The organism is Paenibacillus sp. SAFN-054, assembly GCF_051966755.1.
Lineage (GTDB): Bacteria > Bacillota > Bacilli > Paenibacillales > Paenibacillaceae > Paenibacillus_AQ.
Genome location: NZ_JBQCKS010000001.1, coordinates 1,436,542 through 1,451,848 on the forward strand (window position 1 = coordinate 1,436,542; position 15,307 = coordinate 1,451,848).

Genomic DNA, 15,307 nt, shown 5'->3' on the forward strand with positions numbered 1-15,307 from the left:
GGTTACATAACATGGATTCAGATGAGCAAATACATCCGTCTATCGATTGTCCCCGGAGCTCCCATGAGATATATTAGATGCAACAATAACATGAGAATCGCCTATCCATGATTGGAGCTGAATCAAAAAAATGGCAACCGTATACTCAGCACTACTCCGAGGCATTAATGTGGGAGGACATAACAAAATCAAGATGGCGGAATTGAGGAGAGTCATTGAAGAAGCAGGCTGCGAGCAGGTTCAAACCTATATTCAAAGCGGAAATGTCGTCTTGAAGTCGGGATTGGAGCCTCAGGCTCTCCGGCAGCAGCTTGAAGAAACCATTCATACGTCCTTTGGCCTCATCGTTCCCGTCATCGTCCGCAGCAGTGCGGATATTGAAAACATCATCCGGCAGTGCCCGTTTGACGCGACCGCTCTGCTCGAAGGAGAGTCGATTCATGTATCAATGCTATCGGATGCTCCTGATGAGGAAGGCATTATGCGGCTCGCTGCAACCGATCATGGCGATGACGAATATCGGATCATCGGCTCTGACGTCCATCTCTTGTTCCGTCAAGGCAACCGTGATTCCAAATTAGCTGTGAACCTCAAGAAGCTAGGCATTCCCGGCACGGTCCGCAACTGGAACACAATGAATAAAATTCACAGCATGCTTCTTGATGCACAGGGATGATGAATCATTCTCCTTCTCACTGAATGCTTTCCATCGGCTAAATCAAAGAACCCGCTGATCGATTCCGGATCGAAGCGGGTTCTTTGATTTAGCAGGTTAGAATTTCTCTTGCTATGCGTGTTTATTTCATGATGATTTACTTCATCACGTATTTCAGTTGGCGCTCTTTCCCCGTGAATGGACTGCGATAAGAGAAGTTGAGGGTCCCTTCAGGGCTCTCACCAACGAATTTTAATTCGTCGCCGTAATAAGGGACATCGTTCATTTCCGAATACTCCTGCTCCTCAGGGGTCAGCAGTTCCTTATACAGCAGGGTTGCCGAGTTATCCTTCAAGTTAATGAGCGTGAGCAGGCCTGTCTGGTTCGGACGAATCAGCAAATAGGAATCACTGATGGCTTGGACCGAGTATACTTCGTTTTTGCCGCCGAGCTTCTGCAGATCGTATTCTTGGGTCACGTCACCGTTTTCGGTCAGCAGCGTCAGTGTTTTTCCGTCATTTAAAGCTGGTTTGCCGTTAAATGTAACTACGCTTTTCTCGAATCTCTGGAAATAATGAGCCTGGGTCTGCTTCACGATCTGTTTATTTTTATTTATAAAAGCCGTATAAACCGTATTATGCACATGGGGCTCCCCGTAATTATCCGTTACGTACAGCATAATGCCGCCGCCTTCCAGATACTGCGCCTCGATGCTGACGTACTCCTGGATGTCCACATTCAATTTACCGGAAGCTGTCGGTATCGATTCAAACGGATGAGCTGTATATACCTCTCCTGTCTTGCGGTTCAACCATACGGAGAGGTTAACGCCTTCCCCTTTAATGTACGCAGTCGATTGCGTAATCGCAGCCGTCTTTTTCGAGCCTTTCCACTCGACTCCGGCGCCAATGGCTTCGGAGAAAAACCGCAGCGGTACGTATGTGCGTCCGTTTATCACTTTGACCGGAGCGGTTAATTTGACTTTTTGGCCATTGATATCCGCTTGAGCCGATCCGGATTTCACCATAACCTTTCGTGCCGGATACGTCATCGTTACGGTTTTCGAAGCCGAATCCCAATATACGACGGTACCTAGTAATTCGCCGATATCACGCAAAGGCAGATAGACCGAGCCCTTTTCCATGAACGGTGCCGAATTCGGCTCGAACTCACTGCCGTTTAAAGTGACTTTAATCTGTGATTTAGTGTTCTCTGATGCGCTTGCGGAAGGTGCTGCGCTTACGGAAGATGCTCCTGACAAAAGCGGTGCTGCCGTTAACATCAAGGCAAGTCCCCATACAGCCGTGAAAGCTGCAGCTCGGGATGTGAATCGCTTGACCCGATTCCTCCCTGTCTCATGTTGTGTTGATCGCATGTCACGATTCCTCCTCGTTTCCTGTTGGTTGGGTTCCAATATGATATCTGGCATTCCCAACCAATACAGACGCCCGAGGTACCCGAAAAGTTGCGCATTGCATCTCTTTCGATGAAATAATGCAGGCAAGGAATGTGTAAATCCCCCCTGCCCGCTGCTGTTATCTAATCGTCCAAATAGTCACCCGGCATGGACTATCCCTTGGTTCCGCCCTGCATGCTGAAGCCTTTGGACATAAAGCGCTGCGACAAGATATACAGGATAATGGATGGCATCGCATATAAGACGGAGAATGCCGCCAGGCGGCCGTAATCGACCATGCCATACTGCCCGAAAAATTGATATAGCTTCAAAGAGGCCGGAAACTTCTCCGGATTTTGCAGCAAAATATAAGGTACGAAGAAGTTGCCCCAGCTGCCGGAGAAGGTGAATATTGCGACTGTGCAAATACCTGGTACCATAAGCGGTGCGATAATCCGGCGGATACCGGCCATGACAGAAGCGCCATCCACCCATGCCGCCTCCTCCAGATCCCCTGGGACCGAGTCCATGAAATTCTTCAGCATCCAGATGCCGTACGGCATGGACGAAGCGACATAAAAAAGCACGACGCCTACATTGTTATCATACAGCTTCAAGCTCAGGAACAACTGATAAACCGGCACCATCACGGCCGTAATCGGCAGCGAGGTCATGAATAGGATTGTCAGCATGAAAGGCTTCTTGTATTTGAGCTGATAACGGGATAACGGATAGGCAGCAAGCAGCGCCAGCAGGACGACGATCACGGCTTGGCCGAGGGACATCAAGAGGCCGATCACGAAAGCCCGCTGATTCTCGCGGCTGGTCAATACGTCAACGTAATTTCCGCCTGTCAACTGCTTGGGCATTTTGAGAGACTGCATCGCATTGGGATCTACGGAAGCCACCAGCACCCACAGCAGAGGCAGCAGGAAGCAGATCCCGATGAACGTGAGGATGACGTAAGGAAGGATTCGGTAGATAAGCTTGCACTGTTTCGTATTCATACGAAATCTCCTTTACACAATTACTCTTTTAGCGAGCGAATATAAAACAGGCTGAGCACAATGCCGATGAGCAGCAGTAAAAGCGAGATCGCCGTGCCATAACCGAGCTGGTAGTTTACAAACGCCTGGTTGTACATAAAAATCGGCAGCGTCGTTGTTGACGTACCCGGGCCGCCTCCCGTCATCGCATAGATCAGCCCAAAAACACCTAGGGTTTGCAGCGTCACGAGCATCATATTCGTCGTAATGGTTTCCCGGATATACGGAATGGTGATCCGGAAGAGGATTTGCAGGCGGGATGCCCCATCCACGACCGCTGCTTCTTCGATTTCGTTCGGTACATCGTCGAGCGCCGCTTGAAATACGAGCATTGAAAATGCCGTTCCGTGCCAGATGTTGGCGAGGATGACCGTCAGCATCGGAACCGTAAAGAGCCAGGTCACGGGCGAGATGCCCAAAAAGGAAATGATCGCATTCAAGGTTCCTTCATCCCCGAAAAAGCTGTAAAGGCAAAGCGCGCACACAATTTCCGGCGTTACCCATCCTGCCAAAACAACGGTCCCGATGATCCGGCGGAAGACCTTCTTCTTATGCTTCATGAAAAGCGCAATCAGAAAACCAAGAACCTGCTGTCCGATGACCGCCGATCCAATCAGAAATACGAGCGTGTTCCAGATGCTCACCCGCACCGTCGGGTCCTGAAACATCCGGGTATAGTTGTCAAATCCCACGAATTTCAGTTCTTTGGCCGCTTCGCCGGTCAAGGCTAGATTGGTAAAGGAATAAAAGAATGTCAGCAGAATCGGATAAATGAAAAACAACAGCATGATGGCGATGGATGGCAGCAAGAAATAAAGCCAGGTTAAATTCCTTCTTTTCAAGTTCGGCGTCGTCACCGTAAGTCCGCCCATGCGCGCCTCTCCTTTCCTCAGTGAAAAAGAACACCTCATGCCCGCGCCTCCCGCCTAGTAGGCGGAGGGCGCAGGCATGAGCAGCAGCGTTATTTTTCCAACGTATTGTCCTGCCCGACGATGCGGGTAACGTCCTGCGCATACTTCTTGGCGGCATCCGCTGCCTTCGTTCCCGTGGCAACCGATTCGACCATCGTTTGGATCTGCGTGGAAACTTCCGGATATTTGTCCTGAGCCGGTCTGAATTCGGCATTTTTCAAATACTCGGTCGCAATCTCGTTAAACGGCATCTGGGTATATCCGGGGTCCTTGGCAACATCCGCACGTACCGTAATATTGCCTGAAGACGTGACCAGCTTTTGCGTATTATCCTTGTTCAATGCGAATTTGATAAAGTCCCATGCTTCATCTTTGTGCTGCGCATTGGCGGGAATAGACAGGGCCCAGCCTCCAGCAAGCGTTATCGAACCGGGTTCCTGACCCTTGTTCGTTGGCATCGGAGCAAATCCGAGTACATCCTTGTATTCAGGCCATGGAGCAGCTCCACCTTCCAGATAGTTGCCTGTAATCCAGGAACCGTCAAGCGAAATCGCGAGTTTGCCTTTCGGCAGATATTCGCGCGTAGCCGTGTTTCCGGCCTGCCCGTTTAACACTTTGGATAGCGGAGGTCCCAGCTTTTCCTTGGCAATGGTCTCGATGAAGGTCAGGGCATCATTCATGCCTTGGCTTTTCGTGATCCACTTTTTGCCCGCATCATCGTATAGGCGTTCTCCTGTGCCATAGAGCAGCATCTCATAGGTTTGCATCGAGGTAGCTTCCCCGGTTGCCTTGCCCATGTTCATCCAGATCGGAACAACATCGCTTCCAGCCTTTTCCTTGATGGTTCTCGCGGCGTCCAATACTTCATCCCAGTTCTTCGGCTGCCAGTCTTCCGGAAGTCCTACCTTTTTGAAAATGTCCTTGTTGTACCATAGGCCCCTGGAGTCGGTGTTGTATGGTACACCGTATACCTTGCCGTCGCTCGCTGTAACACCTTTTTTCATCGCTTCGATAAACGATCCGTTAGTCCAGTCCTCCCAGCCTTTCAGCCGCTCATCCAGCGGTTCAAGGAAACCCGCGCTCGCATCCGAATTCAGCATGAACGTATCTTCGGTCACGATATCCGGAGCGGTATCCTTGGATTTCAGGGCAAGAGCTATTTTGGCGAAATAGTCGCCTTCCGAAGCCTGGATTGGAGTCGGTTTAATTTCCACGTCCTTATTCGGATATTGCGCAGAAACCTCCTTAATCCATTTGTACAGCGTCCCCTTCTCGCCTGTGCCGTCGTCGCGGTAGGTAATCGTAATCGTTTTCTTCTCGGTTGCGGCAGGCTTTTCCTCGGTTTTGGCCTCAGGCTTCGTCTCCGGCTTTGCGGCTGGAGTTTGCGTTTCTGTCTCCTTGCTGCTGCAGCCGATACTAAAAGCAAAAACGGCTGTCGTGGACAGCAGCAGCATTCTCTTTAATCCCCTCTTCATCTCAAACCCTCCTTATGGTGAAAGCAGTGATGTGGACGGCTCCACGTCCGTAGCAAGCGCTTCCATAATTTAAATTATTTGAATGTCCCGGCAAATATGCTCCGATCTTAGGAGGGTGTATGAGGTTTATTTCGGGTCTTCCGCTGAACTATGAGTTAAGCCATTTCTTATGTAAATTTAAGGTATTTTATTGTGTTCTCTTTTCTATTCATTAAGTCTATGAACCTACGATTTCTCCATGGATAGAACCAGCTCCGACAGATTGGAAGAGGTCTTCATTCACATTTCTGGAACCAAAACCGAACTTTCGCTTTCTTCTGACACGATAAAATGACAGCAAATCGCCTTTGCTGCTCCTATAGACTTCCTGCCTTAGGTCTCATCCCATAAAAATGTTAAAAATGTAAAATAGTTTTGTATTTTACTGGTGTTCAATTAACGCTCTCAAAAAGGGGGATCGCCTTAAGCATCATACCATTTCAGCCCGTTGAAGGAGGATATCATTTGCAAAAACGCCCATCGATCATTCGGACTTATTCCACCCTGATGTTAAGCACCATTCTCGCTGTGGGAATTATTAATCCCCAAGCAGCTTCCGCATCCCCGGCCTCTCTCCAGCTGACGCCGGACATGAAGGCCCAGTTGAACGCTCTTTTGCAGCAAGGCAGCCTAAAAGACAAATTGCAGCAGCAGCCATCGAGCCTGTCGGTAAAAGGACTTTCCGGACCGAACGGAGCCCCGAAGAATTATGTTCAAAATGACGGCAGCAGCGAGCAGGTCACGGTAATCGTCCAGTTGAAGAACGACCCGATCAAAGTCGTTGAAGCGAATCCGTCCTTACGCTCGCGAGCTTCCATCGGAAGCTACAGCAGCATTGTGAATCAGGAGCATGCAGCATTCAAATCCGCGGCGATCGCCAAGACCGGCGCTGCATTCAAACGCGAATACTCCAAAGTCTTTAATGGCTACGCCGTCACCCTTCCCGCGAATCAAGTGGAGAAGCTGCTGACGCTGCCGAATGTCAAGGCGGTATTCCCCAATGAAGAGGTTCACGCCCTGCCGATCGCAGACGGCCATGAAGTGAGCCCGAACATGGACGAAAGCGCGCCGCTCATCGGGGCGAATGACATGTGGGATTCGGGTTACCAGGGCGAAGGCATTAAAGTCGGCGTCATTGATACAGGTATCGATTATAAGCATCCCAGCCTCCGAAATGCCTACCGAGGCGGCTACGACTTCGTGGATAATGACACGGACCCGATGGAAACACTGCCGGATTCTGCAAAGCCGCCAAGAGCCGACGGTACTCCATACGAAACGCTGCACGGTACCCACGTATCGGGAACGGTCGCCGGCCGCGGAAATCCCGAACAACCGGAGGAGCACGGCTGGGTACGCGGCGTCGCTCCCGCTTCCGATCTATATGTATACCGGGTGCTCGGTCCTTACGGCAGCGGCAGCACGGAAAACGTTATTGCCGGCATTGAAAAAGCGGTCAGTGACGGCATGGATGTCATTAACCTGTCCCTCGGCTCCAATTTCAACAATTCATATACACCTGATGCCATTGCCGCGGACAATGCAGCACTTTCCGGTGTAACTGTTGTCTTGTCCAACGGCAACGAAGGACCGGATGCGGAAACCGTTGGCAGCCCGGCAGCCGCGCAGCTGGCCATTTCGGTCGGCGCTTCGACGCCGCCGCTGCAAACGCCGATTTTCAAGTCGGACGTTGCGGGTACCGTGTATGCTCAGCTTGCTGCGGGCTCGAGCAAGCTGGATGAGGATGCAATCGGCAGCCAGCTTGACCTTGTATTCGTGAGCAAAGGTTTGGTATCCGATTATACGGGGGTAGACGTTAAGGACAAAACGGCGCTGATTTCTCGCGGAGACATCACCTTCGCTGAGAAAACCGAGAATGCTGCCAAAGCCGGTGCCAAAGCCGTCATTATTTTCAACAATGTCGCGGGAGAAATCGGAGGAGCCACCATCGAAGGCGCTGATCCCGTTGTCCCGACCTATACGGTCAGCAAAGAACTCGGAGAGAAGCTCCGTGACGCGGTCCAAGCCGGAAAAAATCAAGTCATTTTTAACTATGAAGCAGAAAAGGATCTGCTCGCCGATCTAAGCTCTCGCGGTCCTGCCCTGCCGAATTATACGATCAAGCCGGATATTACCGCGCCAGGCGTCGGCATCAGATCTTCAATCCCGGCATTCGAGGTAGACGGAGATTACTCTAAGGCTTACGAGGATTTGCAAGGCACAAGCATGGCTTCCCCGCATGTGGCCGGATCGGCCGCACTGCTGCTCGAAAAGACCCGTGAGCAAGGTCTTGAGCTCAAGCCGGAGCAAATCAAGGCGCTGCTCACGAACAACGCAAAGCTGATCAAAGATCGCTACGACCGCACGTATTTCGTGAATGAACAAGGCGCCGGACGCGTGGATATCAAAAATTCGGCGGAAGCACAGGCGATCGTCAAAGTTGAAGAAATTCTGCCGAGTCAGCTTCAAGACGATACGCATGCCACTTCATACTCGGGCAGTCTGTCATTTGGGCAGCAAGGTGCAGGCACTACCCTCACGAGAAGGCTCTCATTCGATAACATCGCACATGCCGACCAATCCTATGACATCGAAATCCAGTGGAATCATAACAGCGGCATCGAGCTTACTCCTAACGTTCAGAAGGTTCAGCTTAACGCGGGCCAGGATTCGTCGGACACGGAGATCGAATTGAATATTCCAGAGGCCACACCTCAAGGCATGTACGAAGGTCAGATCACATTTACCGAAGCTGCTTCGCAGCACCAATTGCATGTTCCGTTCAGCGTCTACGTCGGTGAGCAGTACGATCTCGATGCCATCACGGATCTTGATTTCGATCCGCTGTACTTGTCGAATAGCGAAGGAGGACATGGTACCAAGGTATATTATGCGGTGAATCAAAATCTCAAGGATTACATGTTTGGTGTATTTGGCTTTGATGAAAATGATGACCTGGCCCTTGCAGGCTTCATCGATAAACCGGAATTTGATGAAGCTCTTGATCCGTTCTATTACTCATTTGATTGGGATGGCACCGTTTACTCTCCAGAAGAAGGCAAGGCTGATGAGACAATCAAGCTTGACCCGGAAGGCATTTATGCGATGGTCCCGTTAATCGCGGATTCCAACGGAGAATATATTCTTGTTGAGGACACCGCCAAGGCTTTTCTCTTGGATACATCGGCTCCCGAAACAAAGCTGCCTGACAAAATCACGGCCGACCCCGGGAACCCGTACATCGGAATTTTACAGGGAACCATTCAAGACGATCTGCTGCTGCAGAACATAGAGGGAACCTTTGATGAGTTGATGGATGTCAAAGTCATTACGGACAATACCGACCCCACCTGCCGCGAATACGTAGGCACGATTGACGAGGAAGGCAACTTCATAATCAAGTTCCCATTGAAAAAGGGAATGAACAAAGTGAAGCTGTTCGTTTCAGATGCGGCCGGAAACGGATCTGCGGCACCAGCGAAGACGTATGAATACAATACCGAAAAACCGAACGAGCCGGCAGGAACCGATGCTCAGCTGACATCCGTCCAAGACAGCGTGTATGCGAATGAACCGTTCGATATTGACGTAAACTTTAGCGGCGAAGAAGAGCTTCACTCCATGACGGTGGATGTGACCTATGACGCTAAGCTGACTCTTAACAGCATCACTCCGGCTTCTCCTGAGATGAAGCTTAGCAAGTCTGAAGGAGAAGCTTCCGAACAGGTTGAAGTTCAGGCAGGCAAGAAAAAGGTCACGTTCGGAATCGAGCTGAATGAACCCGTACAACAAGGTACACTGGCTCACTTCAATTTTACCGCAGCCGAACCAGGGACCTTTGCATTGGATATCCAAAACGCGAAGATGCTGAATGGAAAGCAAAAAGAAGTAAAAACGGGGAACTTGACAGGGGTTAAGGTGGAGGTCAAGCCGGCAAAAGCACCTGCAGATGAACCGGACCAAGGCAACGATACAACTACGCCAGTCGAACCACCCACGAGTCATGAACCTGATCCGGGTACAGATCCTGAGCCTGGCAATCCAGCCGATCCATCCGGCGGTACAGCGCCGGGAGATCAACCGCAACAGCCGGAACCGGGCACAGACGAAGGGACAGACAGCGACCCTGAACCATCCCCTGCATTAACGCCTGACCCGGATCAAGTATCCGGTTCAATGCGGGTAACGCCTGCCACATTCGAAGCCGCGCAGACCGCTCAGAATGCAGAGGAGTTGGTCGAACTTGCATCCAAGGCGATCCCTTGCTCGAACCCGAATCCCGACCCGGGTACTGATCCAGGCACTGACCCAGGCACGGGTCCAGATCCGGGCACTAGCCCTGGCGGTTCCGGTTCGGCCGGAAGCTCACCTGTTTCTTCTGCACCAAGTGTTCCGGCGGGCAAAAAATCGACAGCCGGAATGTTAACGGAAAAAGGAACCGGAGACCAGAAATCGGCGATATTGAATATCGATTCTGCGTATGTTACGGGACTACTGAATAATGCCAGCAACCAAACGATCACGCTGGACATCTCCGACGTTACCGGCGAGTCCTATCATCCTTTGAGCATTCAATTCAGCAGCTCGGTTGCAGATCAGCTCCAAAAGAGCGGCAAGCCGCTGGTAATCAAAGGCAAAGACTTTGATATTTCGATCTCGTCTGTAAATATCAAGAGCTTCATGACGAAGGACGGATTCATCGTAAGCCTCAGCCGTAGCGGCAGCCCTGCCGGCTCGCCGCAGGCACCTTCCGGCGGAACCGCGAGTTTTGTTGCCGGTACACTGACCGTGAGCGAACCAGCTTCCGCTTTGTCAGCGCCCGTGACGATTACGCTTGGCATCGATCCAGCCAAAGTATCCAGCCGCAGCAAGGTCGGCATCTTCTCGCAAGGCAGCGACGGCACATGGACATATCTCACGGCAGGCAGCAACGCCCCTGCAGCCGTCTCATTCCAAGCTTCGAAGCTGGGCACCTTCAGTGCTGCAGAAACGACCAAAACGTTCAAGGACATGGTCAGCCATTGGGCACAGCAGGAAATTGAAGTCATCGCATCGCATGCGATGGCGAATGGCAAAGATTCCACCGACACCTATAAACCGAATGACCAAGTCACGCAGGCCGAATTCCTGACCCTGATCGACCGATTGCTCGGCAACGGCAAAACCTGGAGCGACCGCGCAGCAGAGACCGGCGCGAATCACGCGCTGACTCGCCAAGAATTAGCTGTCCTTCTCGTGAACGCCCTCGGCGCCGACGTTTCTCAATCAGGCGCAGCCGAGCTTTCGTTCAAGGATCAAGACCGCATTTCTCCAGATTCAAAGCCAGCGATCCAGTATGCCGTGCAACAGGGCTATCTGAAGGGCAATCCGGATGACACATTCAAGCCCGAAGGGAACCTGACGCGCGCGGAGGCAGGCGTTATTCTATATCGTGTGCTGCAGGACCGTCAATCCAAATAACCTACAAAAAAACAGCAGGCAGCTGAACTTCAGCTCTCCTGCTGTTTTTTTGTTTGAACCGTGCATTAAGCATTACTTTTTATCCACTTGCAGCAGCGTGACCTGCTTGAGGTCATACGTATCTTGAACCCGCTCTTCCTGAATGACGCCCAGCTTGATCAGACCGGCGATCTTCGCCGCGTCCGATTTGGACAGCAGGCGCCACAATTCCAGATCGGGCAGTGCTTCAAACAGCTTGGCGTCATCATATTCCTTCCGGGACTGCGAAATGAGCCTGATCCGGTACGGTCCGGCTGTACATTCCGAGGTTTCCTGCTCCATGCAGTAAGCGATGAGTTGTTCCCGGAGCTCTTTGAGCTCCTGTTCAGTTTCCTTTTGCTGCTGCTTCAGCTGAAAATATCTTTTGGCGATCTTGTCCATGTCGTTACCACTCTCCCCTCTTCCCCATGGATATGCGGAGTCGGGCTCGGATTAGGACTGTTATGCCAAACTATTCATTCCTTCTTACTGCATTGCACTGCTCCAGCCATCAAGCTGTTTTTCCACATCTCCCATCACAATAAACCGCGATTGGCGGAAAACCTCCTTCCCTTCCATGAAAAGTATCAGTGTAGGCGCTGTGAACACAAGATATTCCCCGGATACTTCGAGTGCTTCTTCCATCCGGATATAAATGTCATTCACCCTCGGATAGGAAGGCATCAGCGTATCCAGTTTGGCCATGACGCTGTCGCATACTTTGCAGTAATCTGTTTTGATGAGGAGCAGGGTTAATGGATTGTTTTGAATTTCGTCTTTTACTTCTTGAAGACTACCTACATGCTGCATGATAGCACCTCTTCATAGTTTACATAATAATATTTATGTTTATTTAGAGCTCCCTTGTTCCATGATTTGTTGATTGGCCACTGATATTGGTGGGTTTAATAGCTGGATCTAGAAAGGGATTGTTTTTAGGTTTTACTATTATGAATTTTTCATATGTTGAAATATTTACTTATTGGCGTAATCTTATTAACGAATGCCGTCAATTAGGAGGATTTCAAAAGGGTTCATTTCAAAGGTTTTTGTACACGACGCTACCATCCACGACGGTCATTTGAACCACATCCCGAAGCAGAACGTCCGGATCTTGTTCAAAAGGATCCTCCTTCAGGATCGTAAAATCGGCAGCATACCCCACCCCGATCACACCGCGGTCCGCTTCATGGCAGATGGCAAATGCGCTTCCCTTAGTATAAAGGGATATGGCTTGGTACATTGAGAGCCGCTGTTCTTCCCCATATACGGCAGATGGATACGACTTGGTGCGCGTGACTGCCGCATGAATGCCTTTGAGCGGGGAAACATTCTCGATCGGTGCGTCTGATCCCCCGGCACATGGAATTCCCTCCTCCATCAAGGATTTCCAAGCATAAATCAGCAGGTCTCCGGGCTCCCCGATGCGGTCCATTACCCATGGGAAATCCGAAGTCACGAAGCTGGGCTGAATATCGACAATGACCGGCAGTTCCTTCATTTGTTCCAACAGCTCCGGCCGCAAAATTTGCCCGTGAATCAGGCGGTCCCTTTTTCCTTCCGGGCAAGGATGCTTTTCGAGGTAATGTAGAACCTTGGCCGCCGCCCCGTCTCCAATTGCATGCGACGCCACGGCCATGCCAAGGCTTCTCGCTTGTAGAATCAGCTTCTCGAGATCCTCATCGCTGTGTACGGCAACGCCACAGGTGGAAGGTTCATCGGCATAGGGCCGTCCAAGCAGCGCCGTTCTTCCGCCGAGAGCTCCGTCCGCAAAGAGCTTCATCGCGCCGAATTCCAGCAGTTCTGACTCGAATGCCTTGCCTTTGTCTGCCTCCAGCCACTCATCCAACGCCAGATGATGGACAAGCAAATGCGCCCGAAAAGGCATGCCGTGCTTATGAAGAACTGAATCAAAAGCACGCATCGTACGCAAGCCGCCCCCATAGTAGCTCAAATCCTCGGTATGGCAGCCGGTAAGACCTTTGGACCAGCTATCGGAGATGGCTGCCGTCAACGCAGCTTCCAAATACGCTTCCGTGACTCCAGGGACAGCCGACAGGACCAGTTCCTGAGCCTGTTCCTTGATTATTCCGTTTAATTCTCCCGTTTCGTCCCTTTCGAGAACCCCGCCTGTCACTTCCAGCCGTTCATCTCCGATGCCTGCTGCATTCAAAGCGGCGCTGTTTACCGCAGTGACATGCCTGCATACTCTCCTTAAAAGAACAGGATGATTCGGTGCCGCTTCGTCAAGCCGCTTCCTCTCCGGAAGAAGCGGCTCTGTCCAATCGTTTTCGTTCCACCCTTCCCCGATGATCCACATGCCCGGAGGCATCAGCTCCGTTTGCGCCCGTACCGCCTGAAGTAATTCCTCCCTGCTGCTGCAGTGGCCGAGCTGCAGCTTCAGGAAGGTTTCCCCGTGACCGATCAGATGCATGTGGCTGTCGACCCAGCCCGGAAACATGACCCCGCCTTGCAAATCCTGAACTTCAGTCACTTGCCCCCGGTATTTCCGCTCAAGCGTGTCGGCTGAGCCGATATCCTTAATGATTCCCTCTTCCGTATAGACAGCCTCAATCGTTTGACCTTCTTGCTTCATTGTATAGATCGTTCCGCCTTTCCATATCGTTCCCATACACTTCCCCCCATTCTTTTGTTCATCTGCATCTAAACCGGTGTATACACTATTGTGAATTTTTCATATGTTGAAATATTTATTTGTTTCCCGTTAAAAAATCGTGGCCTGAAAGCCACGATTTTTTGCGTTCCGACACCAGGCAGAACCATCAGGTTTTGCCGACCCAATCGTCGCCGGCGACTTCCTTCCAACGCGCACGAATGTACTCGTATTCTTGTTCCTGAAGGATGCTGGTCTGCAATAGCTTGGCGTTCTCGGACCATCTTCCGGGCTTCTGCGTTCCGACAATGGCCGTATGGACGCCGGGTATCGTCAGCGGAAAACGCAGCGCCGTCGTCACCACCCGTTCCGGATCTGACAGAAATTCGTATTGAAGCTCTTTCAAACGCTGCCAATAGACATAGGGATAGGCTTTCTCGGATAAGGACTCATACGTCCAAGCGACATTAGCCACCGGGCGTTTAGCGATGATGCCCATTCCTCTTTCGACAGCTTCTGGCAGGGTCAGGTCGATCGCCTCCTGATCGGCGATGTTCAGCGATATCATCAGGCTGTCAAACAAGCCCGTTTGAACCGCATATAAGGCGTCCGTCCGGTCTCCGCTGTAGCCGATGAACCGGGTTTTACCCTGGTCTTTCGCCTTTTGCAGCACCTCGATTACCGCACCTTGGCGCAATATTTTTTCCGAGCAGCTATGCAGATGAATCACATCAACATAATCGGTTTGAAGCCGCTCCAAACTCCGGTCGATGCTTTTTTCCAGCATGTGCGGGTCCCAGTCTTCTTCCTCAAAGCCGGCAGCGTGGCCGCATTTCGTAAAGAGATAGTAATCGTTTCTGCGGCCGGACAGCGCTTTGCCGATCAGTTCCTCGCTGTCGCCATAGCATTCTGCCGTATCGATCACATTCAGTCCTGCATCGAGCGCATGGTTCAGGAGATCTTCCACCTTGGACAGATCGGTTTCCTTCCCAATTTCGGCTCCGCCGAAACCCAAAACGCTGACTTCCATTCCCGTTTTACCAAAAGATCGTTTTTCCATACTCTTGCCTCCTTATTCATACCTCAGAGAAACTATGAAACAGGCGTCGTCTGCATACTCGGCATCGTTCAGCCAGTGAGGAGTCATGTTGTTCCGTCAAACAAATGCTAAGGAACCCATCAAACTGCATTTCATTTAATTAACAGCATTTATCTTTCGTGTCGTGAAATATTGACTGATATGTCCATTGAGAGGATTCACGCTTTCTTCAAACTGCCGATCCGTATATGTACCGATAACTTTTCGCCAAAAAGCCTGTGCAGGCTCGTTTTTTTTCACCTGCGTGACTTTCCATCGGCCCTGAAACCGGTCGAACAGCTGGCTCGCCGCCCAGCTGCCCATTCCTGTACGGCGGTACTTTTGCATGACGAAGAATTCCGTCATATAATAATCACCCTCCCCCGGGTCGGCCAAACGGTCCACCAAAGCAAATCCTGCTGGTGTGCTTCCACTTGTCATTAGAAAAGGGAACTTCCCCATTCCTTTTCTCCAATAATCATCCAGACCCGGATACTCGGGAAACACGCCGTCCGGATTGACATCCAGGTTCTGAAACAGCGTAAAGTCATACAAATAGAATTGCATCAAGCCGCTGATCACATGCTTTTTTCGAGCTGGAACCAGATCCATTCT

The 15,307-nt window shown here is 51.0% G+C and carries 11 protein-coding genes; 2 read left to right on the forward strand and 9 right to left on the reverse strand.

The window, feature by feature from the left end; genetic code table 11:
* Positions 1-130 precede the first annotated feature (130 nt).
* Entirely contained in the window at positions 131-676 is a 546-nt protein-coding gene (locus ACTHPM_RS06745; RefSeq protein WP_440394425.1) for a DUF1697 domain-containing protein, read from the forward strand.
* Between the two features lie 136 nt (positions 677-812).
* Here the strand turns inward: ACTHPM_RS06745 and ACTHPM_RS06750 are convergent, their stop codons facing one another.
* The 4 genes from ACTHPM_RS06750 to ACTHPM_RS06765 all read right to left on the reverse strand — a co-directional run bounded on the left by ACTHPM_RS06750 (position 813) and on the right by ACTHPM_RS06765 (position 5,483).
* A complete protein-coding gene (locus ACTHPM_RS06750; protein WP_440394426.1) occupies positions 813-2,030 on the reverse strand; it encodes a copper amine oxidase N-terminal domain-containing protein in 1,218 nt (405 codons plus the stop codon).
* Positions 2,031-2,224: 194 nt separating this feature from the next.
* The gene (locus ACTHPM_RS06755; RefSeq protein WP_440394427.1) at positions 2,225-3,058 is read right to left on the reverse strand and encodes a carbohydrate ABC transporter permease; all 834 of its coding nucleotides are present in this window, start codon (positions 3,056-3,058) and stop codon (positions 2,225-2,227) included.
* Positions 3,059-3,078: 20 nt separating this feature from the next.
* Positions 3,079-3,969 carry a carbohydrate ABC transporter permease gene (locus tag ACTHPM_RS06760; protein ID WP_440394428.1) on the reverse strand — a complete coding sequence of 297 codons (891 nt, stop codon included), beginning with the start codon at positions 3,967-3,969 and terminating at the stop codon, positions 3,079-3,081.
* A gap of 89 nt (positions 3,970-4,058) precedes the next feature.
* Positions 4,059-5,483 carry an ABC transporter substrate-binding protein gene (locus ACTHPM_RS06765; protein WP_440394429.1) on the reverse strand — a complete coding sequence of 475 codons (1,425 nt, stop codon included), beginning with the start codon at positions 5,481-5,483 and terminating at the stop codon, positions 4,059-4,061.
* A gap of 504 nt (positions 5,484-5,987) precedes the next feature.
* On the opposite strand from ACTHPM_RS06765, the gene ACTHPM_RS06770 reads away from it, so the two are divergent.
* Positions 5,988-10,982, forward strand: coding sequence for a S8 family serine peptidase (locus ACTHPM_RS06770; protein WP_440394430.1), 4,995 nt, complete (start codon positions 5,988-5,990; stop codon positions 10,980-10,982).
* A 72-nt stretch (positions 10,983-11,054) separates the two neighbouring features.
* Here the strand turns inward: ACTHPM_RS06770 and ACTHPM_RS06775 are convergent, their stop codons facing one another.
* From ACTHPM_RS06775 to ACTHPM_RS06795, 5 genes are all read right to left on the reverse strand, one after another.
* Positions 11,055-11,402: a hypothetical protein gene (locus ACTHPM_RS06775; protein ID WP_440394431.1), complete on the reverse strand. Its 348-nt coding sequence runs from the start codon at positions 11,400-11,402 to the stop codon at positions 11,055-11,057.
* 84 nt (positions 11,403-11,486) lie between these two features.
* On the reverse strand, positions 11,487-11,810 hold the full coding sequence (locus ACTHPM_RS06780; protein ID WP_440394432.1) for a thioredoxin family protein: 324 nt from the start codon (positions 11,808-11,810) through the stop codon (positions 11,487-11,489).
* Positions 11,811-12,039: 229 nt separating this feature from the next.
* Positions 12,040-13,632: an amidohydrolase gene (locus ACTHPM_RS06785; protein ID WP_440394433.1), complete on the reverse strand. Its 1,593-nt coding sequence runs from the start codon at positions 13,630-13,632 to the stop codon at positions 12,040-12,042.
* A 151-nt stretch (positions 13,633-13,783) separates the two neighbouring features.
* On the reverse strand, positions 13,784-14,674 hold the full coding sequence (locus ACTHPM_RS06790) for an aldo/keto reductase (RefSeq protein WP_440394434.1): 891 nt from the start codon (positions 14,672-14,674) through the stop codon (positions 13,784-13,786).
* Positions 14,675-14,809: 135 nt separating this feature from the next.
* Entirely contained in the window at positions 14,810-15,304 is a 495-nt protein-coding gene (locus ACTHPM_RS06795; RefSeq protein WP_440395370.1) for a GNAT family N-acetyltransferase, read from the reverse strand.
* Positions 15,305-15,307 lie beyond the last annotated feature (3 nt).

Excerpts from the sequence above, each read along its gene's own strand:
- ACTHPM_RS06755 (WP_440394427.1), bottom strand. The coding sequence starts at position 3,058 with ATGAATACGAAACAGTGCAAGCTTATCTACCGAATCCTTCCTTACGTC.
- ACTHPM_RS06745 (WP_440394425.1), top strand. The coding sequence starts at position 131 with ATGGCAACCGTATACTCAGCACTACTCCGAGGCATTAATGTGGGAGGA.
- ACTHPM_RS06775 (WP_440394431.1), bottom strand. The coding sequence starts at position 11,402 with ATGGACAAGATCGCCAAAAGATATTTTCAGCTGAAGCAGCAGCAAAAG.
- ACTHPM_RS06785 (WP_440394433.1), bottom strand. The coding sequence starts at position 13,632 with ATGGGAACGATATGGAAAGGCGGAACGATCTATACAATGAAGCAAGAA.
- ACTHPM_RS06765 (WP_440394429.1), bottom strand. The coding sequence starts at position 5,483 with ATGAAGAGGGGATTAAAGAGAATGCTGCTGCTGTCCACGACAGCCGTT.
- ACTHPM_RS06750 (WP_440394426.1), bottom strand. The coding sequence starts at position 2,030 with ATGCGATCAACACAACATGAGACAGGGAGGAATCGGGTCAAGCGATTC.
- ACTHPM_RS06790 (WP_440394434.1), bottom strand. The coding sequence starts at position 14,674 with ATGGAAAAACGATCTTTTGGTAAAACGGGAATGGAAGTCAGCGTTTTG.
- ACTHPM_RS06795 (WP_440395370.1), bottom strand. The coding sequence starts at position 15,304 with ATGGATCTGGTTCCAGCTCGAAAAAAGCATGTGATCAGCGGCTTGATG.
- ACTHPM_RS06760 (WP_440394428.1), bottom strand. The coding sequence starts at position 3,969 with ATGGGCGGACTTACGGTGACGACGCCGAACTTGAAAAGAAGGAATTTA.
- ACTHPM_RS06780 (WP_440394432.1), bottom strand. The coding sequence starts at position 11,810 with ATGCAGCATGTAGGTAGTCTTCAAGAAGTAAAAGACGAAATTCAAAAC.